Source organism: Streptomyces sp. NPDC007896, assembly GCF_042959425.1.
Classification (GTDB): domain Bacteria; phylum Actinomycetota; class Actinomycetes; order Streptomycetales; family Streptomycetaceae; genus Streptomyces.
This window is the reverse complement of sequence record NZ_JBIBKX010000012.1, coordinates 122,833-148,098: the sequence shown is the minus strand read 5'-3', so window position 1 is coordinate 148,098 and position 25,266 is coordinate 122,833. Positions and strand designations below refer to the sequence as shown.

At 72.5% G+C, this 25,266-nt stretch carries 16 protein-coding genes and 1 pseudogene; 11 read left to right on the top strand and 6 right to left on the bottom strand.

What is annotated here, in order from left to right; all coding sequences use genetic code 11:
- The 6 genes from ACFZDJ_RS33965 to ACFZDJ_RS33940 form a co-directional block, all read left to right on the top strand.
- Positions 1 to 1,605, top strand: a 1,605-nt coding sequence (locus tag ACFZDJ_RS33965; protein WP_391064598.1) for an SDR family NAD(P)-dependent oxidoreductase, incomplete at its 5' end; no start/stop codon positions are given.
- A 44-nt stretch (positions 1,606 to 1,649) separates the two neighbouring features.
- Positions 1,650 to 6,167 carry a beta-ketoacyl synthase N-terminal-like domain-containing protein gene (locus tag ACFZDJ_RS33960; RefSeq protein WP_391064910.1) on the top strand — a complete coding sequence of 1,506 codons (4,518 nt, stop codon included), beginning with the start codon at positions 1,650 to 1,652 and terminating at the stop codon, positions 6,165 to 6,167.
- Complete coding sequence (locus ACFZDJ_RS33955; RefSeq protein ID WP_391064596.1) at positions 6,157 to 6,504, top strand: phosphopantetheine-binding protein; 348 nt, start codon at positions 6,157 to 6,159, stop codon at positions 6,502 to 6,504. The genes ACFZDJ_RS33960 and ACFZDJ_RS33955 overlap by 11 nt, the downstream gene beginning before the upstream one ends.
- Position 6,505: 1 nt before the next feature.
- Complete coding sequence (locus tag ACFZDJ_RS33950; protein ID WP_168512455.1) at positions 6,506 to 7,312, top strand: alpha/beta fold hydrolase; 807 nt, start codon at positions 6,506 to 6,508, stop codon at positions 7,310 to 7,312.
- Positions 7,313 to 8,509, top strand: a complete 1,197-nt coding sequence (locus tag ACFZDJ_RS33945; RefSeq protein ID WP_391064593.1) for a nucleotide disphospho-sugar-binding domain-containing protein — start codon at positions 7,313 to 7,315, stop codon at positions 8,507 to 8,509.
- Positions 8,506 to 10,344: an ABC transporter transmembrane domain-containing protein gene (locus ACFZDJ_RS33940; protein WP_391064590.1), complete on the top strand. Its 1,839-nt coding sequence runs from the start codon at positions 8,506 to 8,508 to the stop codon at positions 10,342 to 10,344. Before ACFZDJ_RS33945 ends, ACFZDJ_RS33940 begins: the two co-directional genes overlap by 4 nt.
- Positions 10,345 to 10,589: 245 nt before the next feature.
- Here ACFZDJ_RS33940 and ACFZDJ_RS33935 read toward each other — a convergent pair whose 3' ends face one another.
- The gene (locus ACFZDJ_RS33935; RefSeq protein WP_391064587.1) at positions 10,590 to 12,353 is read right to left on the bottom strand and encodes a hypothetical protein; all 1,764 of its coding nucleotides are present in this window, start codon (positions 12,351 to 12,353) and stop codon (positions 10,590 to 10,592) included.
- 269 nt (positions 12,354 to 12,622) lie between these two features.
- Between ACFZDJ_RS33935 and ACFZDJ_RS33930 the strand changes: the two genes are divergently transcribed.
- The 5 genes and pseudogenes from ACFZDJ_RS33930 to ACFZDJ_RS33910 all read left to right on the top strand — a co-directional run bounded on the left by ACFZDJ_RS33930 (position 12,623) and on the right by ACFZDJ_RS33910 (position 18,308).
- Positions 12,623 to 12,862, top strand: coding sequence for a hypothetical protein (locus ACFZDJ_RS33930; RefSeq protein WP_391064950.1), 240 nt, complete (start codon positions 12,623 to 12,625; stop codon positions 12,860 to 12,862).
- Positions 12,799 to 13,227 (top strand): annotated as a pseudogene (locus ACFZDJ_RS33925) (polysaccharide deacetylase family protein); the annotation flags it as partial. The gene ACFZDJ_RS33930 and the pseudogene ACFZDJ_RS33925, both read left to right, overlap by 64 nt.
- Before the next feature lie 183 nt (positions 13,228 to 13,410).
- Complete coding sequence (locus ACFZDJ_RS33920) at positions 13,411 to 14,646, top strand: HEAT repeat domain-containing protein (RefSeq protein WP_391064584.1); 1,236 nt, start codon at positions 13,411 to 13,413, stop codon at positions 14,644 to 14,646.
- 195 nt (positions 14,647 to 14,841) lie between these two features.
- Complete coding sequence (locus ACFZDJ_RS33915; protein ID WP_391064581.1) at positions 14,842 to 15,285, top strand: SRPBCC family protein; 444 nt, start codon at positions 14,842 to 14,844, stop codon at positions 15,283 to 15,285.
- A gap of 65 nt (positions 15,286 to 15,350) precedes the next feature.
- Positions 15,351 to 18,308 (top strand): SpoIIE family protein phosphatase, encoded by a 2,958-nt coding sequence (locus ACFZDJ_RS33910; protein WP_391064578.1) that lies wholly within the window; start codon positions 15,351 to 15,353, stop codon positions 18,306 to 18,308.
- Positions 18,309 to 18,350: 42 nt separating this feature from the next.
- On the opposite strand, the gene ACFZDJ_RS33905 is transcribed toward ACFZDJ_RS33910, so the two are convergent.
- The 5 genes from ACFZDJ_RS33905 to ACFZDJ_RS33885 all read right to left on the bottom strand — a co-directional run bounded on the left by ACFZDJ_RS33905 (position 18,351) and on the right by ACFZDJ_RS33885 (position 25,004).
- Complete coding sequence (locus ACFZDJ_RS33905; protein WP_391064575.1) at positions 18,351 to 19,502, bottom strand: XdhC family protein; 1,152 nt, start codon at positions 19,500 to 19,502, stop codon at positions 18,351 to 18,353.
- Positions 19,503 to 19,557: 55 nt separating this feature from the next.
- Entirely contained in the window at positions 19,558 to 21,015 is a 1,458-nt protein-coding gene (locus ACFZDJ_RS33900) for a solute carrier family 23 protein (protein WP_391064572.1), read from the bottom strand.
- 109 nt (positions 21,016 to 21,124) lie between these two features.
- A complete protein-coding gene (locus tag ACFZDJ_RS33895; protein ID WP_391064569.1) occupies positions 21,125 to 23,509 on the bottom strand; it encodes a molybdopterin cofactor-binding domain-containing protein in 2,385 nt (794 codons plus the stop codon).
- 2 nt (positions 23,510 to 23,511) lie between these two features.
- On the bottom strand, positions 23,512 to 24,114 hold the full coding sequence (locus ACFZDJ_RS33890) for a 2Fe-2S iron-sulfur cluster-binding protein (RefSeq protein WP_390934510.1): 603 nt from the start codon (positions 24,112 to 24,114) through the stop codon (positions 23,512 to 23,514).
- A complete protein-coding gene (locus tag ACFZDJ_RS33885; protein ID WP_075031099.1) occupies positions 24,114 to 25,004 on the bottom strand; it encodes a xanthine dehydrogenase family protein subunit M in 891 nt (296 codons plus the stop codon). Before ACFZDJ_RS33885 ends, ACFZDJ_RS33890 begins: the two co-directional genes overlap by 1 nt.
- Between the last annotated feature and the right edge of the window lie 262 nt (positions 25,005 to 25,266).

The following is a 25,266-nucleotide window of genomic DNA, read 5'->3' as shown; positions in this document are numbered from 1 at the left end:
CTCGCCACCCGCCTCGGCCTCACCACGACCGGCGACACCGACGTGGAAGAGCTGGCCAAGGCGCGTACGGCCGCGAGCATCGCCGCATTGGTGGTGGGTGTCCGAGGTGAGCCGGCCGAGCCGGAGACTCTCGAAACCGTCCCGGCCGTCCCCGAACCCGTCGTCGTGGCGCCGAAGCGTCTCGTGATGCGAGAGTTCGACCTCGCCCCCGCCGACCCGGCGCCCACCAGCGACCTGCTGATCGGCCGCAGTTTCCTGCTGCTCGGTTCCGGGCCGGTCGCCGAGGCGCTGACCGCTCGTCTGACCGTGCACGGAGCCCATGCGGTGACCGCCGAAGAACCTCCGGCCGAGGGAGAGTTCGACGGAATCGTGCACCTCGTCGCGCCGGACTCCCCGACCGCCCTGCCGGACGTCTTCCCTGCCTACCAGCGGGTGCTGGCGGGCAACCCGCGCTGGGTGCTCGCCGCGGGCGCCTCCCTGGGGCTGCGCGGCTTCTTCCGCTCGCTCGCCCGGGAGTACCCCGACACGGTCGCCCGAGTCGTCGAACACGCGCCCGGCACCGCGCCCGAGGACATCGCCGCGGAGCTGGTCGCCGAGCTCACCGCGCCCGACCACGAGCCGGTCGTCCTGCGCTCCCCGGGCACGCGGCGCGGACTGCGCATGGCCGAGGAGGGGCTCGGTCTGCTCGGCAGCACGGGCGCGGGGCCGGCCGGGGACGGTGCCGCCGAGGCCGCCGCGCTCGGCCTGGACGCCGACTCGGTCGTCCTGCTGGTGGGCGGCGCCCGGGGGATCACCGCCCGGTTCGCCGCGACCCTGGCCGCCGCGAGCCGCTGCCGGATCGAACTGTTCGGCCGCACCGTCCTGCCCGAGGGCGCGGAGGACCCAGCCCTCGCCGCCGCGGGCTCCGCCGGTGAACTGCGCGGCGCGCTCATCGCGGGCGGGCTGCGCGTCCCCGCCGAGATCGAGCGGGCGATCGGCCGGATCCAGGCCGAACGCGAGGTGCGCGCGACCCTGCGCAGACTCGCCGCGCTCGGCTCCAAGGTGCGCTACCGCGCCGTGGACGCGCTGGACGGCGACGCCGTGCGCCGGGCGGTGAAGGAGATCCACGCCGAGCACGGGAGACTCGACGGCGTCGTGTACGCGGCGGGCGTGATCGAGGACAGGCTGATCGCCGAGAAGAGCGCGCGGTCGTACGACCGGGTGTTCCGTACGAAGGTCGACGGGGCACGTGAACTGCTGGCCGCGCTGGGTGAGTTGCCGGACGGGGAAGGCCCCCGGTTCACCGTGCTGTTCGGCAGCATCGCCGCGGCCCTCGGCAACCGCGGCCAGTCCGACTACGCCGCCGCCAACGACGCCCTGGAGACCCTCGGCGCCCGCTGGGCGGACTCCGGTGCCGGCCGCCGCGGACTGACCGTCCACTGGGGTCCATGGGCGCCGACCGGCGACGGCAACCACGGCATGGTCACCCCCGAGCTGATGCGGCACTACGCGGGCCGCGGTATCCAGCTCATCGACCCCGACGAGGGCACCATGAGCCTGCTGCGCGAGCTGGCCTGGGGGCCCGAAGGCGACACCGCCGTCGTCTACACGGCGTCGGGCTGGTGACCGACGTGACCGGCGCCCGCGCCGAACCCATCGCCATCGTCGGGATGTCGGTGCTCTTCCCGGGCGCCCCCGACCTCGCCACGTACTGGCACAACCTGGTCTCCGGTGTCGACGCCATCACCGAGGTGCCGCCGGGGCGTTGGGACGCCGAGGAGTACTACGCGCCCGGCGCCGAGCCCCGGGCCGACCGGGTCTACTGCCGGCGCGGCGGTTTCGTGGACGAGCTGGCCGAGGTGGACGTCACCGAGTTCGGGATCATGCCGGCCGCGGTCCCGGCCACCGAGCCCGACCAGCTGATCGCGCTGCGGGTGGCCGCGGGCGCCCTCGCCGACGCGGGCGGCCCGGACCGGCTGCCCGCCGACCGGCACCGGGTCGGTGTGGTGCTCGGCCGGGGCGGCTATCTCACCCCCGGCCTGGTCCGGCTCGACCAGCGGGTGCGGACCGCGAGCCAGCTCGTGCGCACCCTGGGCGAGCTGCTGCCGGACCTCGGCGCCGACCAACTGGAGGCGGTGCGCGAGGCGTTCACCGACCGGCTCGGGCCCGAGGCACCGGAGTCCTCGATCGGCCTTGTGCCCAACCTCGCCGCGTCCCGGCTGGCGGGCCGGCTCGACCTGCGCGGGCCCGCCTACACCGTGGACGCCGCCTGCGCCTCCTCCCTGATCGCCGTCGACCACGCCGTGCGCGAACTCGGCAGCGGGCGCTGTGACGTGATGCTGGCGGGCGGGGTGCACCACTGCCACGACATCACCTTCTGGAGCGTGTTCAGCCAACTCGGCGCGCTCTCCCCGAGCGAGCGCATCCGGCCGTTCGACCGGGGCGCGGACGGCGTGCTGATCGGTGAGGGCACCGGCATCGTCGTGCTCAAGCGGCTCGCCGACGCCGAGCGGGACGGCGACCGGATCTACGCCGCGATCACCGGCACCGGCATCGCCTCCGACGGACGTACGACCAGTCTGATGGCGCCCGACTCCGGCGGCCAGGTCCGCGCGGTCCGCCAGGCCTGGGAGGCCGCCGGGCTCGACCCGTCCGCCCCCGGTTCGATCGGCCTCCTGGAGGCACACGGCACCGCCACCCCGGCGGGCGACGGCACCGAACTCACCACGCTCGCCAAGGTGTTCGGGCCACCGTCGACGGACACCTCCAAAGGCGTGCCGGACGCCGTCATCGGCTCGGTGAAGTCGATGATCGGCCACACCATGCCCGCGGCGGGCGTCGCCGGGCTGATCAAGGCCGCGCTCGCCGTCCATCATCAGGTGCTCCCGCCGACCCTGCACTGCGACGACCCGCATCCGGCGCTCGCCCGCACCCGGTTCACCCCCATCGGCGCCGCCCGGCCCTGGCGGACCGACGACCGGCAGCCGGTGCGCCGGGCCGCCGTCAACGCCTTCGGGTTCGGCGGCATCAACGCGCACGTCGTGCTCGAAGAGGTCGCGGTCGCGCGGCGGGCGGCCGAGGTGTACGAGCCGGAGCCGGTGCTCCGGCTCACCGCGCCGACGCCCGAGGCAATGGCCGTGCTCCTTGACCGCTCCGACTCCGCGATCATCGCCGCCGGTCTCGACGAACGCGCCCCCGCCGCCGATCCGGTGCGGCTCGCCGTCGTCGGGCCGACGGCCAAGCGGCTGGCGCTGGCCCGCAAGGCGGTCGCCAAGGGGAAGGGGTGGCGCGGCCGGAACGACGTGTGGTTCGTGCCGCGTCCCCTGCTGGGCCCCGGCGGCGGCAGGCTCGCGTTCGTCTTCCCCGGCCTGGAGGCCGAGTTCGCGCCCAACTCCGAGGACATCGCACGGCACTTCAGGCTGCCCTGGTCGCGCGCCGTCACCGACGCCACCGTGGGTGACGTGGGCAGGCAGGGCACCGGCGTCTTCGAGCTCGGCCGGCTCCTCGACACCGCGCTGCGGCGGCTCGGCGTCGTCCCGGACGCGCTCGCCGGGCACAGTCTTGGCGAGTGGACCGCGATGGCCGCCGCCGGAATCCACCCTCCGGAGGAGGTCGACGCCTTCCTCGCCGGTTTCGACCCCGACGCGCTGAGCGTCCCCGGGCTGGCCTTCGCCGCGATCGGCGCCCCCGCCGAGGTGGTACTGACCGAGCTGGACGGCCGAGGGGACGTGGTCCTGTCCCACGACAACGCGCCCAACCAGTCGATGATCTGCGGCCCCGAGCCCGCCGTCGCCGCACTGGTCGAGGTGTTCCGGTCGCGGGCGGTGATCTCGCAGATCCTGCCGTTCCGCTCCGGCTTCCACACCCCGATGCTGGAGCCCTACCTCGGCCCGATCAGGAAGGCCGCCGAGGCGTACACCCTGCACCCGGCCGCGCTGCCCCTGTGGTCCGCGACGACCGTCGCCCCCTACCCGGACGAACCGGCCGCGATCCGCGAGCTGTTCATCCGTCATCTGCTGGAGCCGGTCCGCTTCCGGCCTCTGGTGGAGACGATGTACGCGGCGGGCTTCCGCGCGTTCGTCCAACTCGGCGCGGGACAGCTCGGCTCCCTCATCGACGACACCCTGCACGGCCGCGACCACCTCGTGGTCCCCGCGCACTCCCCGCACCGCTCGGGCCTGCCCCAACTCCACCGCGTGGCAGGCGCGTTGTGGGCGGACGGGGCCGCGCCGGACCTCGTCCCGCTGCTGGGCGGGGCCTCGACCTCGACCGTCACACCGGCCCGTACGGTACGCCGTCCGGGCCGCCCCGTACGGCTGGACCTCGGCGGCGCGAACGTCTCCCTGGACGCGGAGACCCGCGACCGGCTGAGCGCCGCACTGGCCCGGCCGCGACACACCGCGCCCCATGACGCCGACGCCCTGGAGGAACAGGGTCTGCTGGGCGCGGAGTTGTCGGCACTGCTGCGGGACGCGACGGCGCTCGCCTCGGACGTGGTGACGGCGGGCCGACGCGGACGCGGCGCCCCGCGCGACGGGGCCCCGCCCGGCCCCCGTACGGGCGGCACGCCCCCGGAAAACGGAGCCGACCTTCGTACGGCCGAGCCCGCCACCCCCGAACCCCAACGCCGGCCCCAGCCCCTCGAAGCCACCCTCCACGTCTCCGTCGACACCATGCCGTACCTCCTGGACCACTGCTTCTTCCGGCAGCCCGCCCAGGCCGACGCCGCCGACCGCTGGCCCGTGGTCCCGGGCACCACCGTGATCGCCCACCTCATGGAGTTCGCCGAGCGGGCCGCGCCCGGCCGGCGCGCGGTGGCCGTCCACGACGTACGACTGCACCAGTGGATCACCGCCACTCCGGCCGTCGACATCCCCGTACGGATCACCCCCGAGGGCCCGGACCGGGTCACCGCCTCGCTCGGCCCCTACGCCCGGGCCGTGGTCGAACTCGCCCCGGAGCAGGCCCGGTTCGCGCCTCCAGCGCCCTGGACCTTTCCCTCGAGGCTGGAGGAGAAGCCCGAGCTGACCGCGGCGGAGCTGTACGCGCGCCGCTGGATGTTCCACGGCCCGCGCTTCCAGGGCCTGGACGAACTGACCGCGGTCGGCGACCGGCACGTACGCGGGGTGCTCGTCACCCCGCCCGCGCCGGGCGCCCTGCTGGACAACGTGGGGCAGCTCCTCGGCTACTGGATCATGGCCCGGCAGCCGGTGCGGACGACGGTGTTCCCGGTCGGGATGAAGGAGATTCGCCTCCACGGCCCGCACCCCGCTCCCGGCGAGCGCCTGGAGTGCCTGATCCGGATCACCTCCGTCACCGACGCCACCCTCGAAGCGGACATGCAGCTGGTCCATCGGGGGCGGGTGTGGGCGGAGTTCAGCGGCTGGCAGGACCGCCGGTTCGACAGCAATCCGCGCATCCGCAAGGTGGACCGGGAGCCCGAGCGGTACACGCTGTCCCGTATGCAGCCCGGCGGCTGGGCGCTGGTCCACGAGGAGTGGCCCGATCTGGCCACCCGCGAGCTGATCATGCGCAACATCCTGGCGGGCGAGGAACGCGAACGGTACGCGGCGCACGCCCCGCGCGGCCGGCGGCAGTGGCTGCTCGGCCGGATCGCCGCCAAGGACGCGGTACGGAACGTGCTGTGGGACGCCGGGGCGGGCCCCGTCTACCCGGCCGAGGTCAGGGTCGGCAACGATCCGGCCGGCCGCCCCTTCGTGACCGGCGGCTACGGCAGGACCCTGCCCGAACTGCACGTCTCCCTCGCCCATCGCGGCGAGACGGCCGTGGCGATGGCCAGGAGGGAGGGTCCCTGCGGCATCGACATCGAGGAAGTCACCGACCGCCCCGAGGGCACCCTCGCGGTGGCCCTCACCAGCGCCGAGCGCGAGCTGCTCACCTCACTCGTCCACCGGCCGGGGGGAGCCCCCGAGCGGCTCTGGTTCACCCGCTTCTGGGCCGCCAAGGAGGCCGTCGCGAAGGCGCGCGGCACCGGACTGGGCGGCGAGCCGAAGCGGTTCGAGATCACCTCGGTCGACGGCGACCGGCTGACCGTCCGCACCGCGGGCGAGGAGTACCGCGTGCGGCACTGTGCGCTGACCACCCCCCGGCCGTCCGCAGGGCCCGGCAAGGAGTACGTCGTGGCCTGGACGGCAGTCAACGATCAGGAGAGCGAAGATGACCACTGAACTCGACCGTCCCGTGGGCCAGTCGGACAGGGGACGGACCTCGGCGCCCGACACGACAACCGCGCTCGCCGACATCTCGGCCATCCTGCGCACCGTGCTGGAGGAGTACGGGCTCGACGACTCCGAGATCGCCCTCGACACGTCCTTCCACGACGACCTGGAGCTGGAGAGCATCGACCTCGTCACCCTCTCCGCCCAACTGCGCGAGTTCTACGGCGAGCGGGTCAACTTCGCCGCGTTCATAGCCGACCGCGGGCTGGAGGAGATCATCGCGCTCACCGTCGGCGATCTCGTCGGCTACGTCGTGGACTCACTGGCCGTCGCGGAGGTGGGCTGACATGGCGACGATGCGGGTGAACGGCATCGACGTACACGTGCAGCGGCTGGGCCACGAGAGCGGCTCCCCGCGCCCCGTCGTGGTCCTCATCCACGGCCTGCTCATCGACAGCCTGGCCAGCTACTACTTCAGCCTCGCGCCGCGGCTCGCCGAGGAGGGCCTGGACGTCGTCATGTACGACCTGCGCGGGCACGGCAAGACCTCCCGGCCGCCGACCGGCTACCGGATGGAGGACTTCGTCGACGACCTCGACGGACTGCTGGACGCGCTGGCGATCGACCGCCCGGTGCACCTCGTCGGCAACTCCTTCGGCGGCGCCGTCGCGTACGCCATGGCCGCCGCCCGCCCCGAACGGGTCGCGAGCGTGATCGCCATCGAGGCGGAACCGCCGGCCCGGGCCTGGGCGAAGAACATGTACGAGGGCCTGGTCGGCGAGCAGGGCGGACTGGTGGTCCAGGAGGTCACCGAGTGGCTGCGGGAGAACCCGGGCGAGCGCAACGCCCGGCCGTTCCGGGCGGCGGGCCGGGTCCTCGACGAGACCGCGCTCGCCCAGGAGATCCCGCTCAGCGCCCTCCTCGACGAGGACCTGTCCGCGATCCGCTGTCCGGTCTTCGCCATCTTCGGCGGCGCGTCCAAGCTGTCGGCGCAGACCGGGATGCTGGAGGCCTCGCTCCCCCACTGCCGTACGGTCGTCCTGCCCGATCTCGGCCACTCGGTGCTGGTGGAGGCCACCCAACAGACGTACGCCCTCGTGCGCGACTGGCTGCTGCTCGGCCAGGAGGCGCACGCGCTGCGGGAGGCCCGCTAGATGGGCCGGTTCCTGTTCGTGGTGCCGCCGCTGGTCGGGCACGTCAACCCGGCCGTGGGCACCGCGGCGGCACTCGCCGGGCGCGGGCACGAGATCGCGTGGGCGGGTCACCCGGAGCTCGTCCGCGCTCTCGTCGGACCCGACGCCGTCGTCTTCCCCTGCGCCCTCCCCGAGGACGGACTGTCCCGGCCCGCCGACCTGAAGGGGCCGGCCGCGTTCCAGTTCCTCTGGGAGAGTTTCCTCGTCCCGCTGGCGGACGCGATGGCGCCCGGGGTACGGGCGGCGATCGAGGCGTACAACCCCGATGTCGTCGTCTGCGACCAGCAGGCGGTGGCGGGTGCGCTGGTCGCCGAATCGCTCGGGCGCGTCTGGGTGACCTCGGCCACCACCTCCGCCGAACTCGTCGACCCGCTGGCCGGTATGCCGAAGGTCGCGGCGTGGCTGGACGGGCTGCTGGCCCGGCTGCGGAACCGGATCTGCGACGGGGCCGGCTCGGCGGACCCCCGTTTCTCCCCGCACGGCGTCCTGGCGTACACCACCCGCGCGCTGCTCGGCCCGGCCGAACTGCCCGACCGGGTCTGGCTGGTGGGCCCGTCCGTCGCCGCCCGCCCCGCGAGCGGCGACGACTTCCCCTGGGACTGGCTGGACGCCTCGCCTGTGCCCACCGTCCTGGTCAGCCTCGGCACGGCCAACAACGACGCCGGGGCCCGATTCCTGAACGCGGCCGCGGAGGGGCTGGGCGGACTGGCGGGCCGGCTGCGGGCGGTGCTCGTCGACCCCGGCGGGCTCGTCGAGGGCCCGGTCCCCGACAACGTCCTCCTGCGCCCCCACGTCCCCCAACTCGCCCTTCTCCCACGGCTCGACGCGGTCGTCTGCCATGCCGGGCACAACACCGTGTGCGAGGCGCTGTGGCACGGTGTCCCGCTCGTCGTGGCGCCGATCCGGGACGACCAGCCGATCGTCGCCGGGCAGGTCGTGGACGCGGGCGCCGGAGTACGGCTGCGGTTCGGTCGCGCCGACGCGGCCAGGATCCGTGCGGCGGTCGAGACGGTCCTCGACCCGGCCGGGGGCCACCGGAAGGCGGCCGAGGCCGTCGGGGAGTCCTTCCGCGCCGCGGGCGGCAGCGCCTCCGCCGCCGCCCGCCTCGAAACACTGCCGGCCGAGTCGGCCGTGCCGCGAGCACGAGGCGGCGCATGAACGACAACGGCACGACCGAGCACCGGCCGCCGGCCGACGGCCACCGTCCCGACCCGGCCCACGGCCACGGCCACGGCCACGGCCCGGAAAGCTCCCCCACCGGCTCGCTCGCCGCCCTCCTCGGCTACGCCCGGCCCCACTGGCGCGTGCTGCTGCTCTCCCTCGTGCTCACTTTGCTGGCCAGCGTGTCGGGGCTGGTGCAGCCGAAGTTCGCGCAGGCGATCCTGGACCGGCTCGACGGCGGCGGCAGCGTGGTCGCGCCGGTCGCGCTGCTCGCCGGGTTCCTGGTCGCGGGCGCCCTGCTCACCGGTCTCAACGCCTGGCTCCAGCAACGGACTTCGGAGCGGGTGGTACGGGAGGTGCGGCGCGGTCTGGTGCACCGCCTGATCCGGCTGCGGGTCGCCGAGCTGGACCGGCGGGCCCCCGGCGACCTGATCGCCCGCGTCACCTCCGACAGCACCCTGCTCAAGAGCGCGGCCACCGAGGGCCTGATCATGACGGTCAACGGCGTCCTGACCTTCGCCGGGGCGCTGTTCATGATGGCGACGCTCGACGCGCGTCTGCTCGGCGTCACGCTGTTGGTGCTGACGATGGTCGGTGTCGTGATCACCGTCATCCTGCCCCGGATCAAGGCGGCCGTGGCCCGCTCCCAGGCGTCCGTCGGAGCGGTCGGCGCCGTACTCGACCGCACCCTCGGCGCGGCCCGTACGGTCAAGGCCAACGGCGCCGAGGGCCGCGAGACGCGCACCGCCGAGGACGCGGTCGACGAGGCGTACGCCGCCGGACTGGTCGGCGCCCGCTACAGCGCCCTGGTCACGATGGTCGGCGGCGCCGCCATCCAGACCGCGTTCCTGGTGGTGCTCGGCGTGGGCGGCACCTTCGTCGCCCATCACTCGATGTCGGTCTCCGAACTGATCGCCTTCCTCCTGTACGTCTTCTTCCTGGCGAGCCCGGTGTCACAGCTGGTCGGCGGAGCGGCCCAACTCCAGCAGGGGCTGGGCGCGGTGGGCAGGATCCAGGAGGCGGGCGCGCTGCCGGTCGAGGACGACATCGACGCGACCGGGCCCGCGCACACCCCCGCCCACGCCGCACCACCGGCCGTCGAACTGACCGGCGTCGAGTTCACCTACCCCGGCCGCGCCCCGGCCCTGCGCGGCGTGAGCTTCACCGTCCCCGGCGGCACCCGGACCGCGCTGGTCGGTCTGTCGGGCGCGGGCAAGACCACCCTCTTCTCCCTCCTCCAGCGCTTCTACGAGCCGACCGCGGGCACGATCAGGATCGGCGACCAGGACATCGCGGCCCTGCCGCGCGCCGAGGTCCGGCGCCGGATCGCGTACGTCGAGCAGGACTCGCCCGTGATGGCGGGCACCCTCCGCGAGAACCTCCTGTACGCGGCGCCCTCGGCCACCCGGGAGCAGCTGGCCGAGGCCCTGGCCGTCACCCGCCTCGACGGCCTCCTCGCCCGCCTTCCCCAGGGCCTGGACACGCCCGTGGGCCCGCGCGGCGTCACCCTGTCCGGCGGCGAACGCCAGCGCCTCGCCATCGCCCGCGCCCTGCTGCGCCGCCCCCAGGTACTTCTCCTCGACGAGGCGACGGCCCAGCTCGACGCCCGCAACGAACAGGCCCTCGGTGAACTCGTCGCCCGCACGGCGGGCCGCTGCACGGTCCTTCTGATCGCCCACCGCCTGTCCACGGTCACCGACGCCGACCAGATCGTGGTCCTGGAACACGGCGACGTCCGCGCCGTGGGCACCCACCACTCCCTGGTCGACGACGACGACCTCTACCGCGAACTGGCCGCCACCCAACTCCTGGCCGCCGAACCGCCGTCGTGAGTGCTGACGAGGTCCGCTCGCGGCTTGGTGTGCGGCGACGGCCATGACGACGACGGAGATCACGACGATGCCGGCGCCGACGTAGAGCGGCGCCGTGTAGCCGAGGCCCGCGGTGATGGCCAGTCCCCCGAGCCAGGCGCCGAGCGCGTTGCCGATGTTGGACGCGGACACATGGGCGCTGGCGGCGAGCGCCGCCCCGTGGGCGAAGTCGGTGACGCGCGCGGGGCCACGGTCCTTCTCGAACTTCACCTCAGCGTCAACCGGTACGTCAGCGGTGAGCGCCCCGTGATCAGTACCCGTACTCCGTTCGGAGTCAGGGAGCCGTTCAGCCAGGCGTAGCGTTCACCCGCGTCGACCACCGCCGGTTGGCGGCCGCCCTTGCCGTTGCCGGGGCCGAAGGTGATGTGGTCGGTGCCGACGGTGTAGGTGGCCTCACCGGAGACGAGTTGGAAGGTGTCCGGGGAGCCGGGGACGGGTTCGAGGCCGCCCCCGGTCAGGGTGCCGCCGCGGCGGAAGCAGAGTTCGAGGGCGAGCGGGCTCGCGCAGCCCTCGCCGGAGAGGTCGAAGGAGATGTCCCACGCTCCGCCGCCGACCTCACGGACCAGGACTTCGGTGCGCAGGGTGCGGTACTCCTTCGGGCGGTGCGGGAAGTCCATCGCGGACCAGAAGCGGCTGTCGTCGGTGAGGGGGTAGGCGCCGTCGGGGCGGCGGTGCTCGGGGGGCAGCGGGTGGTGGAAGGCGCCGCGGACCTCGGCGTGCAGCCGCCAGCCGTCGTCCGTGCGCTCCAGTCCCTCCGCCCGGAAGTGGCCGAGCGCGAAGAACCGCGGGGCCAGCCGGAGCGAGTCGAGGATCGCCGCGCCCTTGCGCATCTTGAAGAAGGTCGGGTTGGTGGACAGGCCGGACGAGATGGCGCGCAGTTCCGGGAAGTCGGTTCCGCCGAAGACGCTCGCGGTGTGCGTGCCGCGACGCACACGGACGAGGCGGCAGCTGTCGTCGTGGTGCTCGAAGTCGTCGGGCAGGGAGGTCACTTCGGGCAGCGGGGCGGCCAGCTCCGGCCGGTCCAGGACCTGCGCGAGACGCTCACCGATCGGGGTCTCGCCGAAGGTCTGGTCGGTGCCGCGCTCCTGGAGCAGCGCGGCCACCGCCGCGAACCGTCCGTCGCCGTCGCGCAGCGCCATCTCCCGGTACTGGAGCCAGAACTCGGGCAGGTGGCAGACCCTCGCCTGGTCCTGACGGCGTGAATGGACCGTCTCCACCTCGCCGTTGGGCTCGATGACGTACAGGTTGGCGGCCAGGTTGTCGCGTACGTTCGCGTAGAGGTCCGTACGTCCGTAGTGGCGGGCCAGAACGAGCAGCGCCGGATTGGTCACCGCGGCCGAGTAGTTGGGGCTGCGTTCGCTGTACTCGCCGCCGGGCAGCTGGTCGATGCCCTCGGCGAGCCAGGTCTCGATGCGCGCGGGGTAGGCGGGGTCGGGCCAGCGGGCGTGGATGCGGGCGAGGGCCGCGCAGACCAGCCAGCGGTGGTTGGCGGTGTGGACGCCGCCGGTGGCGAGGGAGGGGCCCGCCAGGCGCAGGATCCGCTCGATCGTCGCCCGCAGTCCGGTGGTCGGCTCGTGGGCGTCCTCGTCGAGCAGGTGGTGGATCAGGCTGAGGTCGACGATCGAGAAGGCGGTGTCCGCCGGGTTGCCGTCGGCCCCGTGCTCCCACAGCCCGTTGTCGTACTGCTCCTCGGCGAGCGCGTCGGCGAGTTCGGCGGCGGGGCCGAGGAGCGCGGCGGAATGGTGGTACGCCGAGCCCTCGTGCACGTACACCGAGACGAGGGTGCGCAGCGAACGGGTGGCCGCGCGGGCCTCGCCGCCGTCACGGAGTTCCAGGAGATCGGCGGCGTACCCGTCGAGGACGGCCTTGGCGCTGGTCTCGGCGGTCGCGGTGAGCAGCTCGACGAACGCGGTGTCGAGGGGGACACCGGTGTCGGCGAGGGCGGCGAGGAAGGTCTTGCGGGCTGTCACTGGGGCTCCTGAGAGGGTTCGCGCTGTTCTTCCACGTCGCTGTGGTCGAGGGATGTGTCTTTTACGTCTGTCCGGTCCCTTACGTCTGTGCGGTCCCGCGAGTCGATCGCGGTGAGCGCCATTGCCAGTGGCCCTCCCTTTCAGAAAGCGCTTGCACCAGGAGCGACCCTAGGTAATGCGCGGATGTCACTACAAGACCCGTACACCGATCTACAGGAAGACCGGAGAGCGAAGAGGCCGCCGCCCGAATCCGGACGAACGGAGACCGCATGATCCCGGACGCCCCCGTGCGCCGTCGCCGCTGCGCCGTGGTGAGCCTCGGCGCCCGCGCCCAGCTTTACACCGAGGCGCCGACCAGCCCCCACGCCGACCGCGTCGACCTGGCGGGCTTCTGCAACGTGAACACCCACCGCATGGCGGTGCACGACGCGTGGGGTGCGCGGCTGCCGCCGGCGCCCCGGCGAAGTTCGGGACCGTGGACTGCCGCCAGGCCAAGTGCATCGCGCTGACCTTCGACGCCGGGCCGAGCGAGAACTCGGCCAAGCTCCTCGACGTGCTCAAGGAGAAGCAGGTCCCGGCGACCTTCTTCCTGCTGGGAAAGCGGCACGTCGAGAAGTATCCGGAGCTCGTCAGGCGGATGGCCGCCGAGGGACACGAGGTCGCCCGTCACACCTGGGACCACAAGATCCTGACGGAGATCAAGCCGGCGGAGATACGCGAGGAGTTGGAGAAGCCCGACGACGCGATAGAGAAGCTCACCGGAAAGCGGCCGACGCTCATGCGCCCGCCGCAGTGGCGGACCGACGACACCGTGCACAAGATCTGCCGCGAGCTCGGCCTCTCCGAGGTCCTGTGGAGCGTGACGGCCAAGGAACGGGGAGTACTCCCCAGATAGCCTGGTGCCTGACGGACGGCGTGTCAACAGCGCGGGCGCGAGCGGGAGTTGGCAGCGGCCGGACCGAAATCGACGGCCGGTCGGGCGAGCGGCGCGGCTAGGATCGCGGGCTGTCGGCCTCGTGCCGTGGGGGCGGGGCTTTGACGAGGGAAGCGGGGGCGTATGGGCGGGGAGTCACTGACGGCGGCGGTGCGGAGTGGGGACGTGAAGGCGGTGACGGCACTCCTGGACGCCGGCGGCGACCCCGACGCCGTCGACGACCGGGGCACGCCCGCGCTCTGCCTGGCGGTGGACGGCTTCGACCTGGCCACTGTCGAGGTCCTCATGCGCCATGCCCGGCTGGACCGGGTCGTGGACGGCCGGACCCCGCTACTGCGGGCGGTCGACCGTGGCGCCTGCGACATCGTGAACGCGCTCATCAACCATGGGGCGCAACTGTGGCACAAGGACCGTGAGGGACGCGACGCCCTGGCGCTGGCCCGGTCCTGGCACGAGACGGGCGCCGTGGCCGAGTTGCGCCGCAGGAGCGGTGCGGCGGGAACGGTGCGGCGCGAGACGGTTCGTGACGAGCACGGGGTGAGCGTCGAGGAGCTGACGCTGGGAGGCCTGACGGTCCGCACCGGGCACAGCGCGATCCTGACGGCGCTGGAGCCCCGGTACGGGATCAGGACCCCGTTCACCGAGCTGTTGTCGAGGGCGCTGGCCGTGCCGGACGTCGACCACGAGATCTGGTGGGTGACGACGGACGTCCTCCAGCAGCGCCGCGATCGCGCCACGTGGGACATGTCCGCCGCCCTGCGGGACCGGCAGGACCCGCTGGAGCGGTACTTCGGCGCGGAAGTGCTCCGGCTGTTCAACCTCTTCGACTACAGCGACGAGGCACCGTTCGACGCCCCGCTGGTCGATCTCTTCCTGCCGTGGGCCGCGCGTGAACCGGATCCGCGCGTGCTGAGGCCCCTGACCGGGGGACTGTCCGGCGCCCTGGATCCCCGCGCCGAGCCACCTCTGCACGACCTCGCCCGGCATGCCGACAGCAGGGTCCGGGGGTGGGCGGTCTTCGGTCTGCGGTACGGAGTCGACGCCGGGCGTCGTGACGCCCTGGCCACGGTCCTCGCATGTACCCGGGACGCGGCGGCCGAGGTCCGCCGGGGGGCCTGCGCCGCGCTGGTCTCCGCGCCCGCGGATTTAGAGGTCTCGGAGGCGCTCGCGGCATGCCTCACCGACGAGACGGAGGACGTACGGGTCACCGCGGCCGTTCAGTTGGCCCTGCGCGACGATCCCCGCGGGGACGAGATCCTGGCCGCGCTCGACGCCGGCGACGTGGAGGGGCCGTACTTCGGCCAGCTCTACGAAGTGGGGCGGCACCGTCGGAAAACGGACGCGGCCGCGCCTCGCTGACCCGCGGGGTCGTGGGTGGGTCGGGGCCGTGCCGGTACGTCGAGCCCGTCGCCGCTGGATCAGGCGTGGGCCGGGCAAGGGAGCCGCTGCTCGATCCGAACGTAAGCGACGGGCTTGCGACGTACCGGCACGGCCCCTTCCGTGCGTCGTCGGGTGATCCGGTAGCGCGGCCGTTCAGCCGCCTACGATCGGGCCGTGGTCCTCTTCCAGCTGGAACGCGTGTCCCCCTCTCCCGTCGAAGAGAGCTGGCGTCGCCTTACCGACTGGCCCCGGCATGCCGCCGTCGTCCCGCTGACCCGGGTCACCATGCGCACCCCGCCGCCGACCGGCGCGGGCACGGTGTTCGTCGCCCGGTCGGGGGTGGGCCCGTTGGCCTTCGACGACCCCATGGAGGTCGTCACCTGGCGACCGCCCCGGGACGGGGGCACGGGGAGGTGCCGGCTGGTCAAGCGCGGCACGTTCGTCACGGGGTGGGCCGAGATCGAGGTCCGCCCGGAGGCGGGCGGGGGGTCGCGAGTGCTCTGGCGGGAGGATCTGACCGTACGGTCGCTGCCGCGGTTCTTCGACCGGCCGCTGGGGTGGGCGGGACGGTGGATGTTCGGGCGAGCGGTGAAAGGGCTGCTGCGGCCGGAATCCTGACGCTCCGTGCCCGCGGGCGGGTCGCGTACCCGTGCAGGAAACGGGGTAATTGTAGGCTTTACATCATGAATACACGGCTGGCTCTGCTCAGCGCGGTGGACCCTGGTGTCACGGAGAGTGAGATCTTCCGGCTGGCGCTCCAGCACGCGATGGGGGAGCTGGGCGCCCTGGGGGGAATGATCCATCTGCGGGGCCCCATGTCCGCGCTGCGACTGGTGTCGGCGAGCGGTCTTCCCGCGGCCCTCACCCGGCCCTGGGAGATCATCGACCAGGAAGGCCCGCTGGCCCCGGCCCGGGCCCTGCACCAGGGCCGGGGCGTGTGGATTGCGCCGACCTCCGGCGAATTGCCCGGATCCGGTGCGGTCTCATGGCCCGGTTCCGGGCTGGCGGCCGTGCCGGTGTTCAGCGGCGACCGCGGTATCGGCGCGCTCACCGTGGTGACGGGCGGGCAGGGGGAGCCGACCGTCGAGCAGTGGGGTTTCCTGCAGGCCGTGATCGCCTGGGCCGAGGAGCGCATGCAGCAGTCACCGCCGCCCGCTCGGCCGCCCCAAAAGGAACTGAGCGGTGACCGGCTGCGGCAGGCTCTGCAGGAGGTCCGGGTCGGCTCGTGGGACTGGAACGTCGAGACCGGCGAGCTGATCTGGGACGAGGCCGCCCTTGAGCTCTACGGCACCACGCCGGCCGAGTTCACCGGCAGGATCGAGAACTGGATGAGGATCGTCCACCCCGACGACCTGGCGCCGACCCTGGGGGCGGCGGAGAAAGCGCTCCGGGAGCGTACGGTGTTCGAGGCCGAGTACCGGGTGCGTCGCCTGGACGGCACCTACGGATGGACCCAGGCCCGCGCCCGGGCGACCTACAACGCTCAGGGCGAACCCGTACGGATGATCGGCGTGGGCTGGGAGAGCAACGAGTCCCGCTCCGCACGCGACGCGCTCAGCCGGGCTCTTCGCCACATGAGTGACGGCTTCCTCGCCGTGGACGACCGCTGGCGGATCACCTTCCTGAACCTGGCGGCCGAGCGCATGCTGGGCTTCTCCGAGGAGGAGCTGTTCGGCCGTGTCCTGTGGGAGCTTCCCTCCGTCCGGCAGGTCCCCGATCTGGAGAAGCACTGCCGGGAGGCCGCCGCCGCGCAGCAGCCCGCCGGCTTCGACATGGACACTCCGGACACCGGGCGCCGCCTCCACCTGCGGCTGGTCCCGGGACCCGACGGCCTCACCCTCTACTTCACCGACGTCACCGAGATTCGGCGGCACGAGGACGAACGGGCCGCCGCCGAGCGGGCCGCCGCCGAGCGCGCCGCCCGGATCGCCGAGCTGACCGCGTCCCTCGCCAAGGCGACGACCTCCCGGGACGTGGTGGACGCCGTCGCGCAGCGCGTGCTGCCGCCGTTCGGCGCCACCGGCCTCGTGGTGCAGGCCATCGAAGGCGACCGGGCGTACAACGTCGGGGCCGTCGGCTATCCGGCCGCCTTCCTCGACACGATCAACGGCCGTGCGCGGGTGGCCCGCGACCCGGTCTGGGACCCGATCAGCTCCGGCACGCCGCTGTTCCTCTCCTCACGCGCGGAGTACGCGGCCCGCTACCCCGAACTCGCCGCCCGGCCGCCCCAGGCGGGCAAGCAGGCCTGGGCGTTCATGCCGCTGACCGTGTCCGGGCACACGTTCGGGGTGTGCGTGGTCTCCTTCGACCGGCCGCGCCGTCTCAGCGACGAGGAGCGCACCCTGCTGACCACGACCAGCGCGCTGGTCGCGCAGGCCCTGGAGCGGGCCCGGCTCTACGACGCCGAACACACCCGTTCCCAGGAACTCCAGCGCAGCCTGCTCCCCAGCCGCCTGCCCGAACTGCCCGCGTGCACCGCCGCCGCACGCTACCTCCCCGCCGGACAGGGCATGGACGTCGGCGGCGACTGGTACGACATCATTCCTCTCTCCGGCGGTCAGGTCGCCCTGGTCGTCGGTGACGTGATGGGCCACGGGCTGCCCGAGGCGGCCACCATGGGGCGACTGCGCACAGCGGTGCACACCCTGGCCGACCTCGAACTTCCCCCCGACGAGATCATGAGCCACCTCAACGACATCGTCGGCGGCATGGCCGAGGAGTCCTACGCCACCTGCCTGTACGCGCTCTACGACTCCACCACCCAGATCTGCTCCGTGGCCCGCGCCGGGCACCCCCCGCCCGCCGTCGTCCACCCCGACGGCAGTGTGTACATCCCCGAACTCGCCCCCGATCCACCGCTCGGCGCGGCGGAGCCGCCCTTCGAGACCTTCGAGATGACGGTGCCGGACGGGAGCCTCCTCGTCCTCTACACCGACGGCCTGGTCGAGTCGGCCACCCGCGAGATCGACGACGGCATGGCCGAACTCGCCCGGCTGCTGCGGGCCGCACACGAGGGTCCCGGCGACATGGCAGCCGATCTGGAGCGCCTCTGCGACACCGTCACCGCCGGACTGCTCCCCGCCGAGCACTCCACCGCCGACGACGCGGCCCTCCTCATCGCCCGCCTCCACGCGCTGACCGACGACAACATGGCTTCCTGGCTGCTCCCCGAGGACCCGCGAGCGGCCGGGCAGGCCCGCCGCCACATCCGCGAGCAGCTCCACACCTGGGGCCTGGACGACCTGACGCCGACCACGGAACTCCTCGCCAGCGAGCTGGTCGGCAACGTCGTGCGCCACGCGAAGGGACCCGTGCGGCTGCGCCTGCTGCACGGCTCCGAGCTGGTCTGCGAGGTCTTCGACGGGAGTCTGACCGTGCCGCGCATCCGCCGGGCGTCGGAGACCGACGAAGGCGGACGCGGACTGCAACTGGTCACCGCGCTCTCCCGGCGCTGGGGCACCCGCTACACGGCGACCGGAAAGTGCATCTGGACCGAGCAGCCGCTGCTCGGCCCGGAGGGCCCGACAGGCCTGCCCACCGACGTCCTGGACCTTCCGTTCCTGGACACCGAGGAGTTCGCCCGAGACCTGGACGCGCTCACCTCCGGGGACCAGGAACTGCCGGGCCCTGCCCCCCAGTAGCCGACCGGCGGCCGCATCACCCCCGCGCTCCCCCGGCCCCGCTCAGGCCACCGACCCGATCCGCCGTGCCGGAACCGACGTCGCGTCGTGGTGGATCGGCGTGTGTGCCCCGGTGAGCGACACCCCGCTTCCCCCGCGCCGGTTGGCCACGATCTCCGAGGCGATGGACAGGGCCGTCTCCTCGGGGGTGCGGGCGCCCAGGTCGAGGCCGATGGGGGACCTGAGACGCGCCAACTCCAGTTCGGTGACGCCGACTTCGCGCAGTCGGTCGTTGCGGTCCAGGTGTGTACGCCGGGAGCCCATCGCGCCGACGTACGCGACCGGAAGCCGCAGCGCGAGCCGCAGCAGCGGTACGTCGAACTTGGCGTCGTGGGTGAGGACGCACAGGACGGTCCGGGCGTCCGTCTCCGTGGCCTCCAGGTACTTGTGGGGCCACTCGACGACGATCTCGTCGGCGTCGGGGAAGCGGGTGGCGGTCGCGAAGACCGGGCGGGCGTCGCACACCGTGACGCGGTACCCCAGGAACTTGCCCATACGGACCAGCGCCGACGCGAAGTCGATCGCGCCGAACACGATCATGCGCGGGGGCGGCACGGACGACTCGACCAGAACCGTGAGCGGCGCTCCGCAACGAGAGCCCTGCTCTCCGATCTCCAGGGTGCCGGTACGGCCCGCGTCCAGGAAGGCGCCCGCCTCGCCGACCACCGTGCGGTCCAGCTCGGGATGGGCGCCGAAGCCACCCTCGTACGAGCCGTCGGGGCGGACGAGCAGCGCGCGGCCCCGCAGTTCGGCGGGGCCGCTGACGATCCGCGCGACCGCCGCCGCCTCCCCTCTCGCGGCGGCGGCCAGCGCGGTGCCGAGCACCGGCCGGGCGGGGTCGCCCGCCCGGACCGCAGTGACGAGGATGTCGATGATGCCACCGCAGGTCAGACCGACGGCGAAGGCGTCCGCGTCGCTGTATCCGAAGCGCTCCAGGACGCTCTCGCCGTCCAGGAGCGCCTGCCGGCACAGTTCGTAGACCGCGCCCTCCACGCACCCGCCGGAGACCGAGCCGATCGCCGTGCCGTCGGAGTCGACGGCGAGCGCGGCGCCGGGCCTGCGGGGCGCGCTGCCGCTGACGGCCACCACGGTGGCCACGGCGAAGTCGCGTCCCTGCTCGACCCACCGGTGCAGCTCTTCGGCGATGTCCAGCATGTCTCGGTCTCCTTAACAGGGGGTGCGTGGAGGGTCGTCGACCGGAAGGGGCGTGTCAGTGCACGCCCATCCAGCTCTCGATCGGATTCAGGGCGAAGAAGACGAGGAAGATCGCCGTCAGGCCCCACATGAACGCCCCGATCTCCCGGGCCTTGCCCTGGGCGATCTTGATGGCGACGTATGACAGCACTCCGGCCGCGACGCCCGCGGTGATGGAGTACGTGAACGGCATCACGACGACGGTCAGGAAGACCGGGATCGCGGTGGCGCGGTCGGCCCAGTCCACGTGACGGGCGTTCATCATCATCATGGCGCCGATGACCACCAGTGCCGCCGCCGCGACCTCGCCGGGGACGATCGCCGTCAGCGGGGTGAAGAAGAGGCAGGCCGCGAAGAACAGGCCGGTGACGACGGAGGAGAGGCCCGTGCGGGCGCCCTCGCCGACCCCGGTCGCCGATTCGACGAAGACCGTCTGGCCCGACGCGCCCGCGACCCCGCCGACCGCTCCGCCCGCGCCGTCGATGAACAGCGCCTTGGACAGGCCCGGCATCCGGCCCTGCGCGTCGGCGAGCCCCGCCTCCGTGCCGACGCCGATGATGGTGGCCATCGCGTCGAAGAACCCGGCGAGGACCAGCGTGAAGACGATCATGCCGACCGTCATCACTCCGACGTCGCCCCAGCCGCCGAACTCGACCTTGCCGAAGAGTGAGAAGTCCGGCATCGAGACGGCGCCGCCGTGCAGTTCGGGGGCGCCGCTCGCCCACTGCTGGGGGGCGATGACGCCGAGGGCGTTGAGGACCACGGCGAGTACGGTGCCGCCGACGATGCCGATCAGGATCGCGCCGGGGATGCCGCGCGCCTGGAGCATGAAGATGGCGAGCAGCGTGGCGGCGAAGAGCAGGACCGGCCAGCCGGCGAGTTCACCGGCCGGGCCGAGGGTGACCGGGGTGGACTTCCCCTGGTGCACGAATCCGGCCTTGTAGAAGCCGATCAGCGCGACGAACAGGCCGATGCCCATGGTGATGGCGTGCTTCAGCGCCAGCGGGATCGCGTTCATGATCATCTCGCGCAGGCCGGTGACGACCAGGAGCATGATGACCACTCCGTAGATCACACACATGCCCATGGCCTGCGGCCAGGTCATCTGCGGGGCGACCTGCGAGGAGAGCACTCCGGAGACGGAGAGTCCGGCGGCGAGGGCCAGGGGCACCTTGCCGAAGAAGCCCATCAGGAGCGTGCTGAAGGCCGCCGCGAACGCCGTCGCGGTGATCAGCGCGTTCTGGCCGAGTGTGTGCCCCGCCGCGTCCTTGCCGGACAGGATCAGGGGGTTGAGCAGGAGGATGTACGCCATCGCCATGAAGGTGGTGACGCCGCCGCGCACCTCACGCGCGACCGTGGATCCCCGCTGGGATATGTGGAAGTAACGGTCGAGCCAGGACCGCCCGGCCGGGACGCGGGTTCCCGCACCCGCGTCGTCGGCGACGGTCCTGGGCTCCACTGACTGCTGGGTCATGGTGCCATCTCCCAAGGTTCACAGGGGCACCCGCGTCAGCAACCACGGTGGTTGCTGCGGGATTTGGGATGGTGCACGACCCGGGGGACGGCCCGAGACGAACAGAGGGTTACTTGCCGGTCAGGTGCTCGGGGCGTACCGGCGTCCTGTTGAGCTCCAGACCCGTCGCGTTCCGGATCGCCGCGAGGACGGCCGGGGTGGACGACAGGGTCGGGGCCTCGCCGATGCCACGGAGCCCGTACGGGGCGTGGTCGTCGGCGAGTTCGAGCACGTCGACCGGGATGGTCGGCGTGTCGAGAATCGTGGGGATCAGATAGTCCGTGAAGGAGGGGTTGCGCACCTTCGCGGTCTTGGGGTCGACGATGATCTCCTCCATGACCGCGATGCCCAGGCCCTGGGTGGTGCCACCCTGGATCTGGCCGACGACGGACAGCGGGTTGAGGGCCTTGCCGACGTCCTGGGCGCAGGCCAGCTCGATGACCTTGACCAGCCCGAGTTCGGTGTCGACCTCGACGACCGCGCGGTGCGCGGCGAACGTGTACTGGACATGGCCGAAGCCCTGTCCGGTACGGAGGTCGAAGGCCTCGGTCGGGCGGTGCCGCCACTCGGCCTCGATCTCGACGGCCTCGTCGCCGAGCACGTCCACCAGGTCGGCCAGCACCTCGCCGCCGTCGGTGACGACCTTGCCGCCCTCCAGGAGCAGCTCCGCCGTCGCCCAAGCGGGGTGGTACGTACCGAACTTGCGGCGGCCCAGTTCCAGGACCTTCTCGCGGACGAGCTCGCAGGAGTTCTTGACGGCGCCGCCGGTGACGTACGTCTGCCGGGACGCGGACGTCGAACCGGCGCTGCCCACCTGGGTGTCGGCCGGCTGGATGGTCACCTGGGCGACGCCCAGCTCGGTGCGGGCGATCTGCGCGTGGACGGTGACACCGCCCTGGCCGACCTCCGCCATCGCGGTGTGCACGGTCGCGACCGGCTCGCCGCCGACGACCTCCATGCGGACCTTGGCCGTCGAGTAGTCGTCGAAGCCTTCGGAGAAGCCGACGTTCTTGATGCCGACCGCGTAGCCGATGCCCCGTACGACGCCCTCGCCGTGCGTGGTGTTGGAGAGGCCGCCCGGCAGCTGCCGTACGTCGGCCGCCTCGCCGGCCGCGAGCCACTGCTGCTCCGGCGGCAGCGGCATCGCCTTGACCCGGCGCAGGAGTTCGGCGACCGGGGCCGGTGAGTCGACGACCTGTCTGGTCGGCATGACGGTCCCCTGCTCCATCGCGTTGAGCTGACGGAAGGCCACCCGGTCCATGCCCACCTCGTCGGCGAGCTTGTCCATCTGGGCCTCGTAGGCGAAGCAGGCCTGGACCGCGCCGAAGCCGCGCATGGCGCCGCAGGGCGGGTTGTTGGTGTAGAGGGCGATGGCCTCGATGTCGACGTCGTCGACGATGTAGGGGCCCGCGCCCAGCGAGGAGGCGTTGCCGACGACCGCCGGGGAGGCGGAGGCGTAGGCGCCGCCGTCCAGGACGATCCGGGCCTTCAGGTGGGTGAGCTTGCCGTCCTTGGTCGCCCCGTGCTCGTAGTAGAGCTTCGCGGGGTGGCGGTGGACGTGCCCGAAGAAGGACTCGAATCGGTTGTAGACGATCTTGACGGGCTTGCCGGTGCGCAGGGCGAGCAGGCAGGCGTGGATCTGCATCGACAGGTCCTCGCGTCCGCCGAACGCGCCGCCGACGCCCGAGAGCGTCATGCGGACCTTGTCCTCGGGCAGGCCCAGGACGGGCGCGATCTGGCGCAGGTCGGAGTGCAGCCACTGGGTGGCGATGTAGAGGTCGACGCCACCGTCCTCGGCGGGCACGGCGAGACCGGACTCGGGGCCCAGGAACGCCTGGTCCTGCATGCCGAAGGTGTACTCGCCCTTGACGACGAAGTCGGCCTTCTTGGCGGCCTCTTCGACGTTGCCGCGGACGATCGGCTGGCGGTGCACGATGTTCGGGTGCGGGACATGGCCGATGTGGTGGTCGTCGCGGCCCTCGTGGATCAGGATCGCGTCCGGCGCGGTCGCGGACGCCTCGTCCGTGATGACCGGCAGCTCGCGGTACTCCACCTTGATCTTGGCGGCGGCGCGGCGCGCGGTCTCCGGGTGGTCGGCGGCGACGATCGCCACCGGCTCACCGTGGTGGCGGACCTTGCCGTGCGCGAGGACCGGCGTGTCCTGGATCTCCAGGCCGTAGTTCTTCACCTCGGTCGGCAGGTCGTCGTACGTCATGACGGCGTAGACACCGGGCGTCGCGAGGGCCTCGCCGGTGTCGATGGAGACGATCTCGGCGTGGGCGACCGTGGAGCGCAGGATCTGGCCCCAGAGCATGTCCTCGTGCCACATGTCGGACGAGTACGCGAACTCGCCGGTGACCTTGAGGATGCCGTCCGGGCGCAGCGTCGACTCGCCGACGCCGCCCCTGGTCTTGGAGCCCTGCGTGAGGTTGGTGGGTGTACCCGTGGTTCCCATGGTCAGACCGCCTCGGACTGCCGGGCGGCCGCGAGGCGGACCGCGTCCATGATCTTCTCGTAGCCGGTGCACCGGCACAGGTTGCCGGAGAGCGCCTCGCGGATGTCCGCGTCGGTCGGCGTGGGGTTGCGCTCCAGCATCTCGTCGGCGGCGACCAGCAGACCCGGGGTGCAGAAGCCGCACTGGACGGCGCCGGCGTCGATGAACGCCTGCTGGATCGCAGAGAGCGTCGCACGCGGGGAAACGCCTCCGCCCTCGCCGGTGTGGGAGTCCTGGGGCTTGGACTCCCAGCGCCTGGCCTCGTCCAGCGAGGTGCCGCAGGAGCCGGTGGCGCAACCGCCGTGCTCCGCGCGCTGCTTGGCGAACTCCGCGAGGCCCTCGACGGTGACGACCTCACGGCCCTCGACCTGGCCGGCCGCGACCAGACACGAACACACCGGCACGCCGTCCAGGCGGACCGTGCAGGAACCGCACTCGCCCTGCTCACAGGCGTTCTTGGAGCCGGGCAGGCCCAGTCGCTCGCGCAGCACGTACAGCAGGGACTCGCCCTCCCACACGTCGTCGGCTTCCTGCGGACGGCCGTTGACCGTGAAATTGACGCGCATTACGCGACTCCCTCCGTGTGAGCGGCGGTGCCGCGGTACGACTCCCAGGTCCAGGTCAGGGTGCGGCGGGCCATGATGCCGACCGCGTGGCGGCGGTAGCTCGCGGTGCCCCGGACGTCGTCGATCGGGTTGCAGGCGGCGGAGCAGAGGTCCGCGAACTGCTTGGCGACCGACGGGGTGATGATCTTGCCGTTGTCCCAGAAGCCGCCCTCGTCGAGCGCCGCGTTCAGGAACTCCTCGGCGGCCTTGGCGCGGACCGGCGTGGGCGCGGCCGAGCCGATGCCGGTGCGGACCGTACGCGTCTCGGGGTGCAGGGCCAGGCCGAAGGCGCAGACCGCGATCACCATGGCGTTGCGGGTGCCGACCTTGGAGTACTGCTGGGGGCCGTCGGCCTTCTTGATGTGGACGGCGCGGATCAGCTCGTCGGGCGCGAGCGCGTTGCGCTTCACGCCGGTGTAGAACGCGTCGATCGGGATCAGACGCGATCCCCGTACGGACTCGGCCTCGACCTCGGCGCCCGCCGCGAGGAGGGCGGGGTGGGCGTCGCCGGCCGGGGAGGCGGTGCCGAGGTTGCCGCCGACGCCGCCACGGTTGCGGATCTGGGGAGAGGCCACGGTGTGGGAGGCCAGGGCCAGGCCGGGAAGCTCGCCGCGCAGGTTCTCCATGATCCGGGTGTACGGGACGGAGGCGCCCAGGCGCACGCTCTCCTCGCCGACCTCCCACTCGCTCAGCTCGCCGACGCGGTTCAGGTCGAGGAGGTACTCGGGCCGGCGGTGATCGAAGTTGATCTCGACCATCACATCGGTGCCACCCGCAATCGGCACAGCGGTGGGGTGCTCGGCCTTCGCGGCGAGCGCCTCCTCCCAGCTGGCGGGGCGAAGGAAGTCCATGAGTGGCTCTCTTCTTCGTATCGTGGGTCGTTCTGATCAAGCCAGATCGTGTGCGGCGGCCCGGGCTCGTTCATGAGTTGTTCACGTGGAGTGAGGTCAGTACACCGCGCTGTCCTCCACCGGGGTCAGTCACCGAAACCATGAAGGAGTTGGCTGGCCAGGGCGGTCATCTTGTAGATTCGTATGAACGGAGGTCATCAGTAACCTCCTCGTTTTCCTATGGAAACGACAGGAAACATCCAGCACACGCTGGGACCAGGGA

Excerpts from the sequence above, each read along its gene's own strand:
- ACFZDJ_RS33960 (WP_391064910.1), top strand. The coding sequence starts at position 1,650 with ATGTCGGTGCTCTTCCCGGGCGCCCCCGACCTCGCCACGTACTGGCAC.
- ACFZDJ_RS33955 (WP_391064596.1), top strand. The coding sequence starts at position 6,157 with ATGACCACTGAACTCGACCGTCCCGTGGGCCAGTCGGACAGGGGACGG.
- ACFZDJ_RS33950 (WP_168512455.1), top strand. The coding sequence starts at position 6,506 with ATGGCGACGATGCGGGTGAACGGCATCGACGTACACGTGCAGCGGCTG.
- ACFZDJ_RS33945 (WP_391064593.1), top strand. The coding sequence starts at position 7,313 with ATGGGCCGGTTCCTGTTCGTGGTGCCGCCGCTGGTCGGGCACGTCAAC.
- ACFZDJ_RS33940 (WP_391064590.1), top strand. The coding sequence starts at position 8,506 with ATGAACGACAACGGCACGACCGAGCACCGGCCGCCGGCCGACGGCCAC.
- ACFZDJ_RS33930 (WP_391064950.1), top strand. The coding sequence starts at position 12,623 with ATGATCCCGGACGCCCCCGTGCGCCGTCGCCGCTGCGCCGTGGTGAGC.
- ACFZDJ_RS33920 (WP_391064584.1), top strand. The coding sequence starts at position 13,411 with ATGGGCGGGGAGTCACTGACGGCGGCGGTGCGGAGTGGGGACGTGAAG.
- ACFZDJ_RS33910 (WP_391064578.1), top strand. The coding sequence starts at position 15,351 with ATGAATACACGGCTGGCTCTGCTCAGCGCGGTGGACCCTGGTGTCACG.
- ACFZDJ_RS33905 (WP_391064575.1), bottom strand. The coding sequence starts at position 19,502 with ATGCTGGACATCGCCGAAGAGCTGCACCGGTGGGTCGAGCAGGGACGC.
- ACFZDJ_RS33900 (WP_391064572.1), bottom strand. The coding sequence starts at position 21,015 with ATGACCCAGCAGTCAGTGGAGCCCAGGACCGTCGCCGACGACGCGGGT.
- ACFZDJ_RS33895 (WP_391064569.1), bottom strand. The coding sequence starts at position 23,509 with ATGGGAACCACGGGTACACCCACCAACCTCACGCAGGGCTCCAAGACC.
- ACFZDJ_RS33890 (WP_390934510.1), bottom strand. The coding sequence starts at position 24,114 with ATGCGCGTCAATTTCACGGTCAACGGCCGTCCGCAGGAAGCCGACGAC.
- ACFZDJ_RS33885 (WP_075031099.1), bottom strand. The coding sequence starts at position 25,004 with ATGGACTTCCTTCGCCCCGCCAGCTGGGAGGAGGCGCTCGCCGCGAAG.